The organism is Jiangella alkaliphila, assembly GCF_900105925.1.
GTDB classification, from domain to species: domain Bacteria; phylum Actinomycetota; class Actinomycetes; order Jiangellales; family Jiangellaceae; genus Jiangella; species Jiangella alkaliphila.
Genome location: NZ_LT629791.1, coordinates 7,339,181 through 7,354,818 on the forward strand (window position 1 = coordinate 7,339,181; position 15,638 = coordinate 7,354,818).

Below are 15,638 nucleotides of genomic sequence, written 5' to 3' on the forward strand. Positions count from 1 at the left end.
AACTAACCACGGGCCTCCCATGGCGAGACCGCTACACCGACGAAGGCCGTGATGACGTCCGCGATGCGCTCGCCGGCACGGCCGTCCCAGAGCGGCGGCACCGACCAGGTCGTTGCACGCCCAGCCGCGAGCACTTCGGCCGCGGCCGCCGCCAGCTCGGGCCGGGTGACCAAGCGGTTGGTGCCGTGCGTGATGGTGACTGGACGCTCGGTGTTGGGCCGCAGAGTCAGGCAGGGCACGCCGAGGATCGTGGTCTCTTCTTGCACACCACCGGAGTCGGTCACGACAGCGCGCGCCCCGCGGACCAGGCCCAGGAACTCAACGTATCCCAGCGGGTCGATCACCCGGAGACGCTCGTGGGTGAACAGGCCCGCCGCTTCGAGGCGGGCTCGCCCACGCGGGTGCAGCGGCAACGCGATCTCGACCTGGTCCGCAACCGCGTGCACGGCCTTGACCAGTTCTGCGGCATCGGCCGGATCATCGACGTTGCCGGGACGGTGCAGCGTGGCGACCACGTACTCGGCTCCGAGACCTAGGGCGCCCCGGACCTGGTCGCCGTCGAACCGGTCGAGATTCGCCAGCAGGGTGTCGATCATCGGGTTACCGACGAAGTGCACGCGATCGGCCGGAACGCCCTCGTGGCCGAGGTGCACCAGCGCGTCGGGGCTCGTCGTGAACAGCAGGTCGGCCAACTGGTCGGTCACGACCCGGTTGATCTCTTCCGGCATCGTCCGGTCGAAGCTGCGCAGTCCGGCCTCAACATGCGCCAGCGCGATCCCCAGCTTTGCGGCCACCATCGCAGCGCCCACAGTCGAGTTGACGTCGCCGTACACGACCACCAGGGCCGGGTCGCGGTCGAGGAACAGTTCCTCCAGACCGGTCATGATCGCCGCCGTCTGCCGTGCGTGCGAGCCTGACCCGACACCGAGGTCGACGTCAGGCTCAGGCAGGCCCAGCTGACGAAAGAAGACCTTCGCCATGGCCTCGTCGTAGTGCTGGCCGGTGTGGACCAGCTCCTGCGACACACCTCTGGCCTCGAGGGCGCGGATGACCGGTGCCGCCTTGGGAAAATTCGGTCGGGCACCTGTGATGTGAACGACGAGTTCGCTGGACAATGGCGCCTTCCGGGATATCGTTGATCGGTTCCGGCGTCCTTGGAGACGCCGTGGCACAGGGTATCCTCCACCACCATGGTCACGGACGGAAAGTCCGCGAGGGGCACGGTCCACGAGGCGGCGAAGCTTCAGATCGCCGACGGTGCGCTCACGCAGTTGCTCGCACAGCATCGGCGCAACGTGGAGCTGACCGCTGCCCTGGCCGAGTCCCAGCCGCTGAATCAGCGTGTCGTCCGCGCCCTGCGCCGCGCCCGCCGCAACGCCTGGCGACTGCACCGCTACCCGGGCGACTTCCGCCGTGCGCTGCGCCCCACCGTCAGCGGGGTCAAGCCGGCCCAAGCCGACCTCGACGCCGTGCGTTCCCTGATGGACGCCGCACGGCACGACGAAGCCATCGCCCTGGCAGCCGCACTACTGCCGGCGAAGGCCACCGACACGGAGTTCCTCGACCTCGCCAGGAACGCCTTCGCCCGGGCGGGTGCCCTGAGCCTGCAGCTCCGGGCGACGTCCGCGCTGCGCGAGCTGGAGAACACCCCGTCGCGCGAGTCCCAGGAGCGCAAGGTCGTCGGCCGCATCCGCGAGACCGAGGCTGGCTGGCTGCCCCGGGTGCCGGCGGCTTCCCCCGTGACGGACCCGGTGGACGGGCGCGTCCTGCATCTGCTGAAGTCGGCGATGCCGTACCGGCAGACCGGCTACACGATGCGCAGCCGCTACATCATCGACGCCCAGCGGGCGGCCGGCCTCGACCCGGTCGTGATCACGGCCGCCGGCTTCCCCCACGAGGCAGGCCTCGAGCACCCGCCCGCCACCGAGGTGATCGGCGGCGTCGTCCACCACTACCTCGAACAACCGCCGGCGTCCGTGCTCAAGGGCCCGGTGGACCAATATCTCGACGCCTACGCCTCGGCGGCCGCCCGCCGGGTCCCGGAGATCGCACCGTCGCTGATCCACGTCCACTCCGGCCACCGCGGCTACGAGGCCGCGCTGGTCGGCGTCACCCTTGCCCGCGCCTTTCGGCTGCCGCTGGTGTACGAGGTCCGCGGCTTCTTCGAGTCGCTGTGGAGCCGTGAACGGCCGTGGAACGAGTCCGGTGAGCTCTACGAGCGGCGCATGGCGACGGAGGCGCGCTGCATGGCCGCGGCCGACGCCGTGGTGACGCTGAGCGAGTCGATGCGGGCGCAGATCATCGCCCGCGGCATCGCCCCCCAGAAGGTGCATGTGGCGCCCAACGGCGTCGACGTCACGGCGTTCACCCCCGGCGCCCGTCCGTCCCGGCTGGCCGAGCGGCTGGGCTTGGAGGGCAAGCTGGTGTTCGGCTACATCAGCAACCTCGACCACCGGCGAGAAGGCCACGAGACGCTGATCCGCGCCGCCGTCGAGTTACGCGCCCGCGGCGTGCCCGCCGTCGCACTCATCGTCGGCGATGGCGACCGCCGCGCTGAGCTGGAGAAGCTGGCGGCCGACGAGCGGGCCGGCGACTCCGTGCTGTTCACCGGCCGCGTGCCGCACGACCAGGTGCTCGACTACTACCGGTCGCTCGACGTGTTCGTCGTGCCGCGAGCCGACGAGCGAGCGGCGCGACTGGTGACGCCTCTGAAGCCGTTTGAGGCGATGGCGGCCGGCGTCCCGCTGGTCGTCGCGGCCCTCGATCCACTCCTCGAGATCATCGGCGCGGGCGATCGGGGACGCTCGTTCCCGCCGGGCGACGCCAGCGCACTGGCCGACGTCCTGGCCGAACTGAACCTCGACCCCGACACACGCCGTGACCTCGCGAAACGGGGTCGAGACTGGGTCGTCGCCGAACACCAGTGGTCGGCGAACGCCGCGCGTTACCGCGCCATCTACGCCGCCGTCCTCGGCGGTCGTTGACCCGGCACGGACGTCATACTTGAGCGCCATCGGCGCAAGTATGAGAGTTTCCATCACATTTGGCTGGCGACCATCCTCATCGACGCACCCGCTGACCCAGCTGCCCTCGGTCCGCTTCGCCGCCAACAGTGCCTGGACCATCTGCGCCGCAATGACGCACACCCTGCTACGCGCCGCCGGCACCCTGACAAGCGACCGGCATGCCGTGGCTCGCGACGCTACGATGCCGCTCGTCCAGGCCGGTTCACGTCACCGTTCCAGCCCGGCTGGTCCGCCCGCAACGCCGCCGCGTGCTGCACCTGCCCACGCACTGGCCCTGGGCCAGGCAGTGGACCGCGTTATGGCACCACCTGTTCGCCCCACCCACCGGGCCACCACCCTCGGCGGCCTGAACCGTACCAACCTGGCGAATGCGGCTCGAGGGCCCTGTCGTCACGACGAGGTGTGGACGTCGATCTGGAAGTGCCAGTCGTCGAGCCGGCACACCAGGGTGTCGGCGGTGGATGCCTGCACCTGCACGATGAAGGAGCGGGTCCCGGAGGCGACGGTGAGGGAGCGGCTCATCGCGTGCGCGGCAGACCCGTCCTGTTCCAAAGCCCAGATGAAGTCGACGCCGGATCGGGGGTGGAGCTCCGTCAGCGTTGTGCTGCCCGCCTTGCGGGTGACGACGCGCACGGCGCAGCCACCGGTGCCATCCCGTCCATTGGCCTCAGCGGTGAACTCGGCGGTGACGAGCCGAGTAGTGTTGCTCGGCACCGCGTAGGACAGGGTGGAGCCGGGCAGGGTCTGCCAGATGTTGGGGGCCGTGGTGTCGTAGATCTGGTCGCTGGTCGCGACCCGGTGCGCGACGATCCCGCCGCCGCTCATGGTGGTGGTGGCCCGCTGGTCGGCCTGCTGGTCGGCCAGCGCGATGCCGCCGGCGGCCCCGCCGACGAGCGCGGCGGCCGCGACCGTGGCGAGCGTGATCGTGCGGCGGGCGAGGTGCTTGAGGTTCATGTCGGTCTCCTCTGTAGTGTGAGCTTGGTCTCAGCCAGCACAGCGCGCCACCCACAGCGTGCGGAAGGCCTTCGCGGGAGTCCGGACAAGGTCAATACAGGCGCTATTGAGCTCCTTGTTCGCCGTCACAACTGGCAGGTGTTTCCCGGAGCGGGCATCATGCCGAGCAGGTGTCGTCTGGGTAGGCACGTACGGACACGGGTGGGCCGATGACCGGTGAGACAACGCAAGGCGCGGGTCCGAGTGACATCGTCACGCGCGGCGACTTCGCTCAGGCCCTCACCGCCGCGCGCAAGCAGGCCCGGCTCACGGTCCGCGAGGTCGCCGCGGCGGCCGGGGTGCCCACCGGCACCGTCGGCGGCTACTTCAGCGGGCGCCACCTGCCCAACCTCACGTTCCTGGAGCCGTTCCACGCCGTCCTGGACGCGCTCGGCATCGGCGACCACGCCCCCTGGGTCGATGCGCTCGAGCGCGTCCGCTGGTCGCGGTCGAAGCGGCTGGCCGACCGCAGCGCGCCGTATAAGGGCCTGGACAGCTACCAGCCCGAGGACGCCGACTGGTTCTTCGGCCGCGATGACCTGACGGCGCGGATCGTCGGCGCAGTGCGGGACCGCGCCCCCGCCGGCGGGCAGGTCGTGGTCGTCGGGCCGTCGGGGTCGGGGAAGTCCTCGATCCTGCGGGCCGGCGTGATCCCGAGACTCCGAGGCGGCGCGCTGCCCGGCGCCTGGCAGGTCCGGCTGATGACCCCCGGCGAGCACCCCGCGGCGGAGCTGGCCGCCGTGCTGGACGTCGGCGCCGCATCCGGTCGGACGCTGCTGGTGGTCGACCAGTTCGAGGAGCTGTTCACGCTCTGCGACGACGAGCCCGAACGCGCCGAGTTCGTGTCGGCGCTGACGCGGGCGAACCCGCTGCTCGTCGTGCTGATCGGCCTGCGCGCGGACTACTACGCCTTCGCGACCCGCGTGCCGGCCCTGGCGCCCGCGCTCCAGCAGGCGCAGCTCGTCGTCACGCCGATGTCGGTGGCGGAGCTCGAGACGGCGATCACCGAGCCGGCCCGCCGTGCCGGCGTGGACCTCGACGCCCGTCTGGTCGACCGGCTGCTCAGCGACATCGCACCGACCACCTGGCGGCACGGAGCCCACGACGCCGGAGCGCTGCCGTTGCTCTCGCATGCCCTGCGGGCCACCTGGGCGCGAGCCGACCGGCAGTCGCTCACGCTGGCCGACTACGAGGCCACCGGCGGACTGCACGGCGCCGTGTCGCAGACCGCCAACGAGGTGTACGAGTCGCTCAGCCCGGACGGCAAGGACCTGGCCAGGCAGCTGTTCCTGCGCTTGGTGGCCGACGACGGCGAGGTCGCGGCCCGCCGCCGGATGAAGTGGGAGGAGCTCATCGACCCGGACCACACCGACGACCTGGCCGCCGCGGTGCTCGAACGGTTCGTCGCGGCACGGCTGCTCACCGCCGACGCCGAGTTCGTCGAGGTCAGCCACGAGGCGCTGCTGACAGCGTGGCCGCGGATCCAGAAGTGGATCGACGAGGACCGCGACGGGCTGAAGCTGCACCGGCTGCTCACCGAGGCCGCCGCCGACTGGAACGCCGCGGACCGCGATCCCGGCCTGCTGTGGCGCGGCGGGCGGCTGGAGGCCGCCCGGGCGTGGGTCGCCGACGCCGACCAGCCGGCCCTGCTCAACCCTGCCGAACAGGCGTTCCTGACCGCCAGCCGGCAGACCGAGGACGCGGCGGCGGCGCTGCATCAGCGTCGCACCCGCCGGCTGCGGCTGTTGCTCGGTGCGACGGAGGTGTTCGCCGCCGTCGCGGTCACGCTGGCCGCGGTCGCGATCTCCAGCGAGCGGCGGGCCCGGGACGCGGCCGACGAAGCCGACGCGCAGCGCGAGGCCGCGCAGTCTCGGCAGGTCGCGATCCAGGCGGGGTCGTTGACCACCCAGGATCCGGCGCTGGCCCAGCAGCTGGCGCTGGCCGCCTTCCGGATCGCGCCGACCATCGAAGCGCGCTCGGCGCTGCTGGACGTCTCCGCACAGGCACCGGTGACGCGGATCGCCGTTCCGGCCGGTCCGGCGGCGGTGGCGATCTCCATCGACGGGCAGCTGATCGCGACCGGCAACACGGACGGCAGGATGCGGCTCTTCACCTCCGGTGACGGCCGGATCCGTGAGCTCGGCAGCATCACCGTCGACGCCGAGGAGCAGCTGTACGGCGTCGCCATCAGCCCGGACAAGCAGCTGGCCGCGGTCGGTGGCACGGGTTCGGTGGCGCGGCTGGTCGACATCAGCGACCCCACCGACCCGCGGCTGCTCGACCAGCTCCTGCCCGCGGCGTCGGTCGAAGGCATGCGGTTCAGCCCGGACGGCACGATGCTGGTCGCGAGCACGGCGGTGGACCTCGCGCACCGATGGCGGCTCGCGGCCGACGGCTCCGCGACCGCGCTGGGCACCCTGCAGGGCTTCGGCGGGTACCTGCACTGGTCCGACTTCAGCGCGGACGGCCGACTGATCGCGACCTCGAGCAGCGACGGCCGGGTCCGGCTGTGGGGCGCACACGCGCCGGGTGCGACCAGCACCCCGCTGGCCGAGGTGACGGTCGGAGGTGCGGTCGACACCCCGGCCGGGCCGACCGCCAACGCCGTCCCCGCTGTCGACTTCAGTCCCCACGGCCGCCTGCTCGCCGTTGGCGCCCGCGACGGGAAGGTGCACCTGTTCCACGTCGGCCACACCGGTCTCGAGCCGGACGGGGCGCCGCTCGGTGACTTCGCCGCGCAGATCAACCACCTCGAGTTCAGCGCCGACGGCACCGAACTCGCCGCCGGCAGCTCGGACACCACGGTGCGTACCTTCGACGTCGCGAGCCGCACGGAAACCGGGCGGTTGGAGAGCACCACGCCGATCACGTCGCTGTTCTACGTGGGAGCGAGCAAGCAGCTGGTGTTCGGCTCGCCGGACGGCTACGTGCGGTTGTGGCGGAGGCCCGGTGCGGCCCTGCCTGCGGCGCCGTACCCCGTCGCGAGCCTCGGCTACGCGGCCGGCGGCGGGCTGCTGGCCGTCGGAACCGGCTCCGGCCCGGGTGGCGAGGTGCAGCTGTGGGACGTCGTCGATCCGGCCGTGGCACACAGGCTCGGCACCATCAGGTCACCCGAGTCAGGCGTCCTGCTCAATGGCGAGGCGGCGCTGAGTGCCGACGCGACCCTGCTCGCGGCCGGCACGGCCACCGGCGAGGTCCAGCTGTGGGACGTGCGCACGCCGGCGAGTCCGCGACTGCGCAGCCGGATCTCGGTCTCGCCGACCCTCATCCAGCAGCTGGCGATCACCGCCGACACGCGGGTCCTCGCGGTCGCCGCCGACGACGGCGAGGTCACCGTGTGGGACGTGGCCGACCCAGCCGACCCACAGCCGCGAGCCACCCTCACCGATGCCGACGACCGCGTGCTGGCGGTCGCGTTCAGTCCAGACGGCCGCACTCTCGTCGCGGCCAGCGCCGACCAGTCGGCCTACGTCTACGACGTGGCCGACCCCGCTCGGCCGCGGTTGCTCACCCAGCTCGACGACTTCGGCAACTTCGTCCACTCCGTGGCCTTCGCGCCCGGCGGCGACACGATGGCCATCGGCAGCGACGACGAGACCGTGCGGCTCTACGACCTGCGCGAGCCGGCCCGCCCGCGGCTGCTGGGTGAGCCCCTGACCGGACCGAACGGCTACGTCTACTCGGTCACGTTCACCCGCGACGGTTCCAGCGTGGCCGCCGTCGCCGACGGCGTAGTGTGGATCTGGGACGTTGCCGATCCGTCCCGTGCGGCGCTGACGGAGACACTGCGGGTGAGCGAGGGAGCGCTGCTGGCCGTGGCCGCGTCACCGGTGGCCGATCGCATCGTCGCGGGTGGCGCGGACCGGATCCCCTACTCCTGGAACACCGACTCCGGCCAGGTCGCCGACCGGCTGTGCGAGCTCGCCGGTTCCGAGCTGACCGCCGACGAGTGGCGCCGCCATGTGCCCGGGCAGCGGTTCTCGGCACCGTGCGGCAGACCTGACGCCGGCTGAATCCGCACAATCCAGCGAGCCCTGGGGTGAGCACCTGTGCTGCTGTAGGATCACCGAGGATGCGCCGCCCCGCAGGGCGGCCAACGGCCAGGTGGGGGCGTACGAAACTGGGGACGCTCACCGTGCAACCGCGTGGGTGGGCAAGGGCGTCCTCCTGGTGTGGCCGTGTCGAAGGGAAGTCGGGGACCAACGTGCAGCAACGACTCACGGTCAGCGGGCGGGCTAGCTAGCGCCATGCGCGTCCTCGTCCTGACCGTGGTGCACGACCCGGAAGACGCTCGCATCAGGCACCGGCAGATCGTCGCGTTGCGCGAGGCGGGCCACGAGGTCACGCTGGCGGCGCCGTTCGGCGACACCGGCCGGGAGGTTCCGTCAGACCTCGCCGTCATCGACATCCCGCGCTCGCACGGACGGCACCGGCTGACGGCCATGCGCACGGCCCGGCGGCTGCTGAAGCGGCACGGCCGCGACTACGACATCGTACTCATGCACGACCCCGAGCTGGTGCTGGCCAGCATCGGCCTGCGCATCCCGGGCCTGGTGTGGGACGTCCACGAGGACACCGCGGCGGCGCTGCGGATGAAGCAGTGGCTGCCGAAGGTGGGCCGCCCGGCGGGGGCGGCGCTCATCCGGGCCATCGAGCGGCACGCTGAGCGCCGGATGCCGCTGCTGCTGGCCGAGGAGTCCTACGCCGGCCGCTTCCGCAAGGAGCACACCATCGTCCGGAACAGCGTCGCGATCCCCGACGACGTCGACGCGCGGGTCGACGACCGCGTCATCTACCTGGGCCGGCTGACGGCGGCCCGCGGCGGCCTCGACCTCGTCGAGCTGGGCCGCCGGCTGGCGCCGGACATCAAGGTGCACCTGGTCGGCCCGGCCGACGCCGACTGCGCGGCCGCCATCGAGGCCGCCCAGGCCGACGGAGCGGTCACCTGGCACGGCTTCGTCCCTAACGACGAGGCGCTGACGATGCTGCCGGGCGCGCTCGCGGGGCTCAGCCTGCTGCACGAGCAGCCGAACTACGCGCACTCGCGGCCCACGAAGATCGTCGAGTACATGGCGCACGGCGTGCCGGTCATCAGCACGCCGAACCCGGCGTCTGCAGAGCTGATCATGCGGCACCGGTGCGGCACGATCGTCCCGTTCGGCGACGTCGGCGCGGCGGAGGCGGCGGTGCGGGCGCTCCAGGCCGACCCGGCCGAGCGGCGCCGCATGGCCGAGGCGGGGCGCGCGGCCGTCATCGCGCACTACAGCTGGGACGCCGACGCCGACCTGTTCGTTCACTCCCTGGAGAAGCTGGCACACGCGACCGCGCGCTGACCCGGCGTCGGTACAGTTCTCCTTCCGGACCAGACCAACGACGGAGATTCGATGCAACGGGCGGTACGCGCGCTACTCGGCTCCCGCTGGCCCCTGCTCGGCATGGCCGGCGCCCTCGCCGCCGTCGTGGTGGCCATCATCGTCGCCGCCACGGGCGGCAGCCTCGCGCAGGCGGCGCTCGCCCTGCTGCTGGGATTGACGTTGATCGGCCTGGTCGTGGTCGGGTCGAGCGCCCGCGAGGCGGAGCAGCGCGCCCGCAAGACGGAGAAGCAGCTCAAATCGCTCGCCGACTCCGTCGCGTCGGTCGCGACGTCGGTCCAGGCGGTCGAGGCGCGGCAGAACGACCCCAGCGGCGGGCCGCTCGCCGCGATCATCGGGGCGCAGCGGCTCGACGCCGCGGTGCGCCACGACGAGCTGGTCGCGCTGCACGAAGGGCTGCGCGCCGATCTGCACGCCACGCTGACCGAGCAGCAGCTGGCCGAGCTGTCCGCGCTGGCCAACCTGTACGCGATGCTCGGCGCCGACGACGAGGTCCCGGCGTTCGGCGGGTTCGCGGCGTCGCCGCAGACGGTGCTCCGGCTGGCCTCGCTGGTGCGCCGGCTGCCGGCCGACGCGCTGATCGTCGAGTGCGGCAGCGGCAGCTCGACGGTCTGGCTCGCGCTGGCCTGCCGGAAGGCCGGGAAGGGCCGCGTCGTCGCGCTCGAGCACCACGAGCTATACGCCGGGCGCACCCGCGAGGCGCTGGCCCGGCACGGCCTCGGCGACGTCGCCGAGGTGCGGGCCGCGCCGCTCGAGCCGGTCACCGTCGGCGGCGAGAAGCACGACTGGTACGCCGCGCCCCAGTGGACCGACCTGCGCGGCATCGACCTGCTGTTCGTCGACGGGCCGCCCGGCAGCGTCGGGCCGCGCTCGCGGTACCCCGCGTTCCCGCTGCTGGCGACCGCCCTCGACGACGGCGCCGTCGTCGCGCTCGACGACGCGCAGCGGCCCGACGAGGCCGACATCGCCGCCGACTGGCTGGCCGAAGCCGTCGACGGTGTCCGGCTCGCCGACGACGACCTGGTCGGCCGCACCCGCTTCTTCACCGCCACGCGCTAGCGCCCGGCGGCGTCGTACGCCTCCTGTGCCGCGACGACGTCGTGGGTGCGCAGGGCGATCCAGTCCAGCAGGCCCTGCAGCGGGACGGTCAGCTCGCGGCCCAGCGGGCTGAGCTCGTAACTGACCCGCGGCGGCACCGTGGGCTCGACCGTGCGCAGCACCATGCCGTCGCGGGTCAGCTCGCGCAGCTTGAGCGAGAGCATCCGCTCGCTGATGCCGCCGATGCGGTCGCGCAGTAGGTAGAACCGCAGCGGCCCATCACTCAGCGCAGCGAGCACGAGGACGCCCCACCGGCTGGTGACGCGGTCGAGCACGCGGCGGCCGGGACAGTCGCTGTTGAACACGTCACTCAGCGGATCGGGCTGGGGACGCCTCACCTCGGCACCATCGTCCACGTGCGGAGCTTACTCAAATGTATGCCCTTACGAAAGTTTAGCCAGCTGGTTAGCGTACTGCTCGTGGAGAAGATCACCGTAGACATCTGGTCCGACATCGTCTGCCCGTGGCGCCACCTCGGGAAGCGCCGATTCGACCTCGCACTCGCCGGTTTCGAGCGTGCCGACGACGTCGACGTGCGGCTGCGCGCCTTCGAGCTGGACCCGCACGGGCGTCCCGACGACCCGCGCACGACCCCGGAGCGGATGCGCGACGACCTCGGCATGACGCCGCAGCAGGCGGCGGCCGGGCTGCGCCGGATCACCGCGATGGCCGCAGACGCCGGCCTGGACTACCACCTCGACCGCGCCCGCCCGGTGAACAGCTTCGACGCGCACCGGCTCGTCCAGTACGCCGCGAGCGCCGGGGTCGGCGACCGGGTGCAGGACCGGCTGCTGCGCGCGTTCACCAGCGAGGGCGTGAACATCGCCGACCGCGGCGAGCTGGTCCGGCTGGCCGCCGAGGCGGGCCTGGACGCGGACGCAGCCGCCCGGATGCTGGCCGGCGACGCGCACGCGGACGACGTCCGCGCGGACGAGGAGCTGGGCCGCCGGGTGGGCGTCAGCGGCGTGCCGACGTTCCTGGTCGGAGGGCGCTTCCTGCTGGCCGGCGCGCAGCCGGTCGAGGTGTTCGCCGACGCGCTGCGCCGGGCCGGCGAGCAGGACGCGACGCCCTGATCAGTCCGCGGCCGATGCCTCGACCAGCATGCCCTGCTTGGTGACGCCGACGACGGCCGGCCGGACGCCGATCTCGGCGCCGCTGACCCAGTGCACCCCGAACAGCCGCCGCGCGGTCTCGTCCAGCCCGTCGGTCCCGGCGTGCCGGCGCGCGCGGTGCAACGCCCGGGTGGCCCACAGCTCGACCGGCGGGCCGGGCTCGTCGGACACCGTCGCCCGGACCAGCCCGACCTGCTCGGACGCCGACAGCGCCAGCAGCGACCCGACCGCTGACCGGCCGACGGCCGCGCCGGCGGGCACGATCAGCGAGAACGGCGCCGGGAAGCCGGTGCGGACGGGCTCGGGCGCGAACCGCACCCGGGCGTCGGCGGCGAAGTAGTCCTCGATCCAGCGCGGCAGCTCCTTGCTCGGCGACACCGTGACGACGAGGTCGGTGTAGGCCGAGGCCAGCAGGCTGTCGACGGTGACCTGGACGTCCTCGGGCGTCCCGCCGGAGGCGTCGACGACCGCGTGCACGACCGGCACCTGCCACATGCGTCCGACGTCGGACGGGCGGAACAGCGGGATCGGCAGGTGGTTGGCGGCCAGCCCGGACCGCTCCCGCTTGATCTCGTCGCCGCGGACGGCGAAGTTGCGGGTGCCCTGGTGGTAGCTGCGCGCCGCCGGCTCGGGGACGATCACGGCACCGGCGGTGAAGATGCGGTAGCCGAACTCGGTGTCGACGATGCCGCGCAGCCCGAACGTCGAGAAGCCGCCGCTCTCGGTGTACAGCGACCGCGGCGCCGACACGCTGGCGCCGACCACGGCGATGAAGGTGTCGTCGGCGTACGTGGTGAGCCGGCCGGCCTCGCGAATGAAGTCCTCGAGCCAGGTGTGCTTCTTCTGCTTGCGGCCCTCGAGCAGCCGGTCGAACGTGTCGTCGCGGGCGGCGGCGAGGACGTCGGCGGCGGTGATGTCGTCGAAGTCGACGAACAGCTTGTGCCCGAGCACGACGGCGTCGGCGGCAGTGTGGTGCCACCGGGCGTGCGCCTCGACGTGCGTCCGCGTGGCGACGATGTCGGCGTCGAGGAACAGCACGATGTCGCCGGTGGCGGCCTCGGCGCCGGCGTGCCGGGCCCGCCCGGACCCGTGCCCGTCGCCGGGCGGCAGCCGCAGCACGCGGGCCCGCGCAGGGTGGACGGCGGGCAGCCGCAGCGGCTCGGCGGATGCGTCGTCGACGACGATGACGTCCAGCAGTTCGGCCGGGTAGGACTGCGCCGCGAGCGCGGCCAGCGTGAGCTCCAGCTCGTCCTGACAGTCCTTCGCCGGGAGCACCACCGTCACCGTCAGAGTCGGTGTCCAGGTGCCGAGCTCGGGCACCTGGACGGTGGTCCAGTCCTGACGGGGTACGGCGTCCGGCGTCCGCGCCGTGGGCGACATCGTTCCTCCGCTGCAGCCGGGTAGTGTGGGGTCGCCGCTCTCCGGGCGGCGCCACGCTGAGAACCTACCGGGCCCTGTGATGCCGACCAAAACCGACCTCCCACCAGCACCGATCGCTGAGTCGTTTGTCCCGAACTGGACCGACCTGGCCACGCTCGCCCCGTCCGCGCTCCGGGCGGCGGCCGACGCCGTCGTCGCGGCGCCGCTGCCCGTGGTGAACACGATGCTGGTCTCCCCCGCCGGGTTCGACCCGTTCGACGACGACGGCCCCGGCGCGCCGCCCCGGCCGCTCGCGCAGCTGCGCACCACGCCATCCGGCGTCCTGCGGCTCTACACCAGCCGCTCCCGGCTCGTCGACCTCGGCCGGCCCGCGGTCGTCGACGCCGCCACGCTGACGCTGCTGCGCCGCTACGCCGGCGTGCGGGTGCCGTTCGGCGCGGCGGCCGGCCCGGTCGAGCTGGCCGGGTTCCTGCGCCAGCTGCTGGTCGGCGGGGTCCCGGTGCTCGCGCCCGACCTCCCGCTGGTGGTCCGGCGGCTGCTCGGGCCGGTGCTCGGCGAGCTGGTGGCCACGCTGACCCCGTCGGAGCTGACCGACCCGGACAGGCGCGAGCGCTGGTCTGTCGCTGCCCGCCGCGCCGCCCTGCGCTCCGCCACGGCCGCCGCCGGCGTCGCGTCGTCGCTGCCGTCGGTCACCGCCGTCATCGCGCCCGGCGAGGCCGCGCTGCTGCGCGAGCTGCGCCGGCAGACCTGGCCCGCGCTGACGGTGCGGGTCGCCGACGGCGCCGCGGAGCGCCGGCGGGCGCTGGAGACCTGCGAGACCGACCTGGTCACGCTGCCGGCGGCCGGGCTGAGCTACGCCCCGGAACACGTCGAGGACCTCGTGCTCGGCCGCGGGTACGGCCAGCTGCCGCTGAGCGGGGTCCGGGTCCGGCGCACGTTCCTGCCGGCGCTGGACACCACCGTGCGGGCGCCGGGCGAGCCGTCGGAGCGGCCGGCCGGCTCGCTGACCGCGCCGACGGTGCTCGGCTCGCCGGCCGACCTGCTGGCCCTGGGTGTCGACGGCCTCGACGACGCTCTGGCGCCGGTCGACACCGGCGACGGCGGGTACGCCATCCACGACCTCGGTGTGCGGCGCGTGGTCCGCGACGCCGCCGGGACGGACGCGGCACTGCGGGCGGGCGGGCGGCAGGTCACCGGCTCCGGCCGGGTCGACGCCGGATACGCCTCCTACTTCGCCCGCACCGCGTGAGCTGCGCTCCTGCATCAGGACCCGCAGGGTGGCGAGTTGCATGATTCAGAGGCGGCGAGTTGCTTGGTAAGCAGGCGGCGAACTGCCTAATAGACAGGCGGCCATCTGCTAGATTTACAGACATGGCCTACCGGCGCCGCATCGTTGACGACCTCCTCGACGAGCTGTTTCCCCACCTCGCGGCGATCGCCCTGGAGGGGGCCAAGGGCGTAGGCAAGACGGCAACCGCCACCCAACGAGCCAAGACCATCTTGTCCCTCGACGAACCTGCGCAGCGAGAGATCCTGGCGGCAAACCTCGACCACATCATTCAGGTTCCGCCGCCCGTCCTGATCGACGAGTGGCAGCTCGAGCCGCCTGTCTGGGACCGAGTCCGCAGGGCCGTGGATGACGACAACACCGGCGGGCGATTCCTGCTAGCCGGTTCTGCCGGCATCGCCCCGGGCGTACGCATCCACTCCGGTGCAGGCCGGATCGTCAGCTTTCCGATGCGACCGCTCGCCTTCAGCGAGCGTGGCTTGCTCGAACCGACGGTCTCGCTCAGCGATCTACTCGCCGGTGGCCAGCCCTCGATCGAGGGTCACTCTCCGATCGATGTCTCCACCTACACCGATGAGATTCTCAGCTCCGGGTTCCCAGGTATCCGCGTCCTCCCCGAACGAGCACGGCAGATCCAACTCGACAGCTACATCGCCCGCATCGTGGAGCGGGAGCTGCCGGAGAACGGCGTCTCTATCCGCCGGCCCGACCGGCTCCGCGCTTGGCTCACCTCATATGGAGCTGCCACCGCGACGGACGCCTCGTACTCGAAGATCCTTGATGCTGCCACGGCTGGCGAGGACGACAAGCCCGCGCGCGGGACGGTTGACTCCTATCGCGAGCACCTTACGCGGATCTTCGTGCTCGACCCGATCCCGGCGTGGATTCCCATCTTCAACCCCCTCAAACGCCTGACTCACACGCCCAAGCATCACCTCGTCGACCCAGCCATCGCGGCCCGCCTTGTGAAAATCGGGAAGGCAGGCCTGCTGAGGGGTGAGGGCGACAGGGTCGCTGCACCGACGGGCACGTGGCTAGGCGCCCTCTTCGAGTCGCTCACGGCGCAGAGCGTGCGCGTATACGCCAGCGCGGTCGGCGCGGAGGTCGGACACCTACGCACCAAGGACACGGCGCGTGAGATCGACCTCATCGTCGAAGGCAGCGACCGTCGAGTTGTCGCGATCGAGGTGAAACTTGCGGCGACCATCAGCGATCACGACGTGCGCCACCTGAACTGGCTCCAGCAACAGATCGGCAGCCGACTCTCCGACCGCGTCATCGTCACGACTGGCCAGTACGCCTATCGTCGCCCCGACGGCGTCGCCGTCATCCCACTCGCCCTGCTAGGTCCGTAGGCGCTCGACGGGCC

Annotated in this window: 11 protein-coding genes and 1 pseudogene; 8 read left to right on the plus strand and 4 right to left on the minus strand. The window is 72.4% G+C overall.

The genetic code is table 11. The features are described from left to right. Positions 1–2: 2 nt before the first annotated feature. A complete protein-coding gene (gene wecB, locus BLV05_RS33720; protein ID WP_407717049.1) occupies positions 3–1,133 on the minus strand; it encodes a non-hydrolyzing UDP-N-acetylglucosamine 2-epimerase in 1,131 nt (376 codons plus the stop codon). A 57-nt stretch (positions 1,134–1,190) separates the two neighbouring features. On the opposite strand from wecB, the gene BLV05_RS33725 reads away from it, so the two are divergent. Together BLV05_RS33725 and BLV05_RS38005 are read left to right on the plus strand one after the other, a co-directional pair. Further along, positions 1,191–2,984, plus strand: a complete 1,794-nt coding sequence (locus BLV05_RS33725; protein WP_052762942.1) for a glycosyltransferase family 4 protein — start codon at positions 1,191–1,193, stop codon at positions 2,982–2,984. Positions 2,985–3,072: 88 nt separating this feature from the next. Then, positions 3,073–3,376: pseudogene (locus tag BLV05_RS38005) on the plus strand (IS1380 family transposase); the annotation flags it as partial. Between the two features lie 40 nt (positions 3,377–3,416). On the opposite strand, the gene BLV05_RS33730 reads toward BLV05_RS38005, so the two are convergent. Then, positions 3,417–3,980 (minus strand): hypothetical protein, encoded by a 564-nt coding sequence (locus BLV05_RS33730; RefSeq protein WP_046771500.1) that lies wholly within the window; start codon positions 3,978–3,980, stop codon positions 3,417–3,419. Positions 3,981–4,189: 209 nt separating this feature from the next. Here BLV05_RS33730 and BLV05_RS33735 point away from each other — a divergent pair, with 209 nt between their 5' ends. From BLV05_RS33735 to BLV05_RS33745, 3 genes are all read left to right on the plus strand, one after another. Then, complete coding sequence (locus BLV05_RS33735; RefSeq protein ID WP_046771501.1) at positions 4,190–8,032, plus strand: nSTAND1 domain-containing NTPase; 3,843 nt, start codon at positions 4,190–4,192, stop codon at positions 8,030–8,032. A 234-nt stretch (positions 8,033–8,266) separates the two neighbouring features. Beyond that, a complete protein-coding gene (locus BLV05_RS33740) occupies positions 8,267–9,352 on the plus strand; it encodes a glycosyltransferase (protein ID WP_046771502.1) in 1,086 nt (361 codons plus the stop codon). Between the two features lie 51 nt (positions 9,353–9,403). Continuing rightward, positions 9,404–10,450, plus strand: a complete 1,047-nt coding sequence (locus BLV05_RS33745; RefSeq protein WP_052762943.1) for a class I SAM-dependent methyltransferase — start codon at positions 9,404–9,406, stop codon at positions 10,448–10,450. On the opposite strand, the gene BLV05_RS33750 is transcribed toward BLV05_RS33745, so the two are convergent. Then, positions 10,447–10,827 (minus strand): winged helix-turn-helix transcriptional regulator, encoded by a 381-nt coding sequence (locus tag BLV05_RS33750; RefSeq protein WP_231948656.1) that lies wholly within the window; start codon positions 10,825–10,827, stop codon positions 10,447–10,449. The two genes, BLV05_RS33745 and BLV05_RS33750, sit on opposite strands and share 4 nt — an antisense overlap. 81 nt (positions 10,828–10,908) lie before the next feature. On the opposite strand from BLV05_RS33750, the gene BLV05_RS33755 reads away from it, so the two are divergent. Next, positions 10,909–11,562, plus strand: coding sequence for a DsbA family oxidoreductase (locus BLV05_RS33755; RefSeq protein ID WP_046771504.1), 654 nt, complete (start codon positions 10,909–10,911; stop codon positions 11,560–11,562). On the opposite strand, the gene BLV05_RS33760 is transcribed toward BLV05_RS33755, so the two are convergent. Beyond that, positions 11,563–12,981 carry a glycosyltransferase gene (locus tag BLV05_RS33760; protein ID WP_052762944.1) on the minus strand — a complete coding sequence of 473 codons (1,419 nt, stop codon included), beginning with the start codon at positions 12,979–12,981 and terminating at the stop codon, positions 11,563–11,565. It lies immediately after the preceding gene. Positions 12,982–13,060: 79 nt separating this feature from the next. Here BLV05_RS33760 and BLV05_RS33765 point away from each other — a divergent pair, with 79 nt between their 5' ends. Together BLV05_RS33765 and BLV05_RS33770 are read left to right on the plus strand one after the other, a co-directional pair. Next, a complete protein-coding gene (locus BLV05_RS33765; RefSeq protein WP_046771505.1) occupies positions 13,061–14,230 on the plus strand; it encodes a hypothetical protein in 1,170 nt (389 codons plus the stop codon). 122 nt (positions 14,231–14,352) lie between these two features. Next, the gene (locus BLV05_RS33770; protein ID WP_046771506.1) at positions 14,353–15,624 is read left to right on the plus strand and encodes an ATP-binding protein; all 1,272 of its coding nucleotides are present in this window, start codon (positions 14,353–14,355) and stop codon (positions 15,622–15,624) included. Positions 15,625–15,638: the final 14 nt, after the last annotated feature.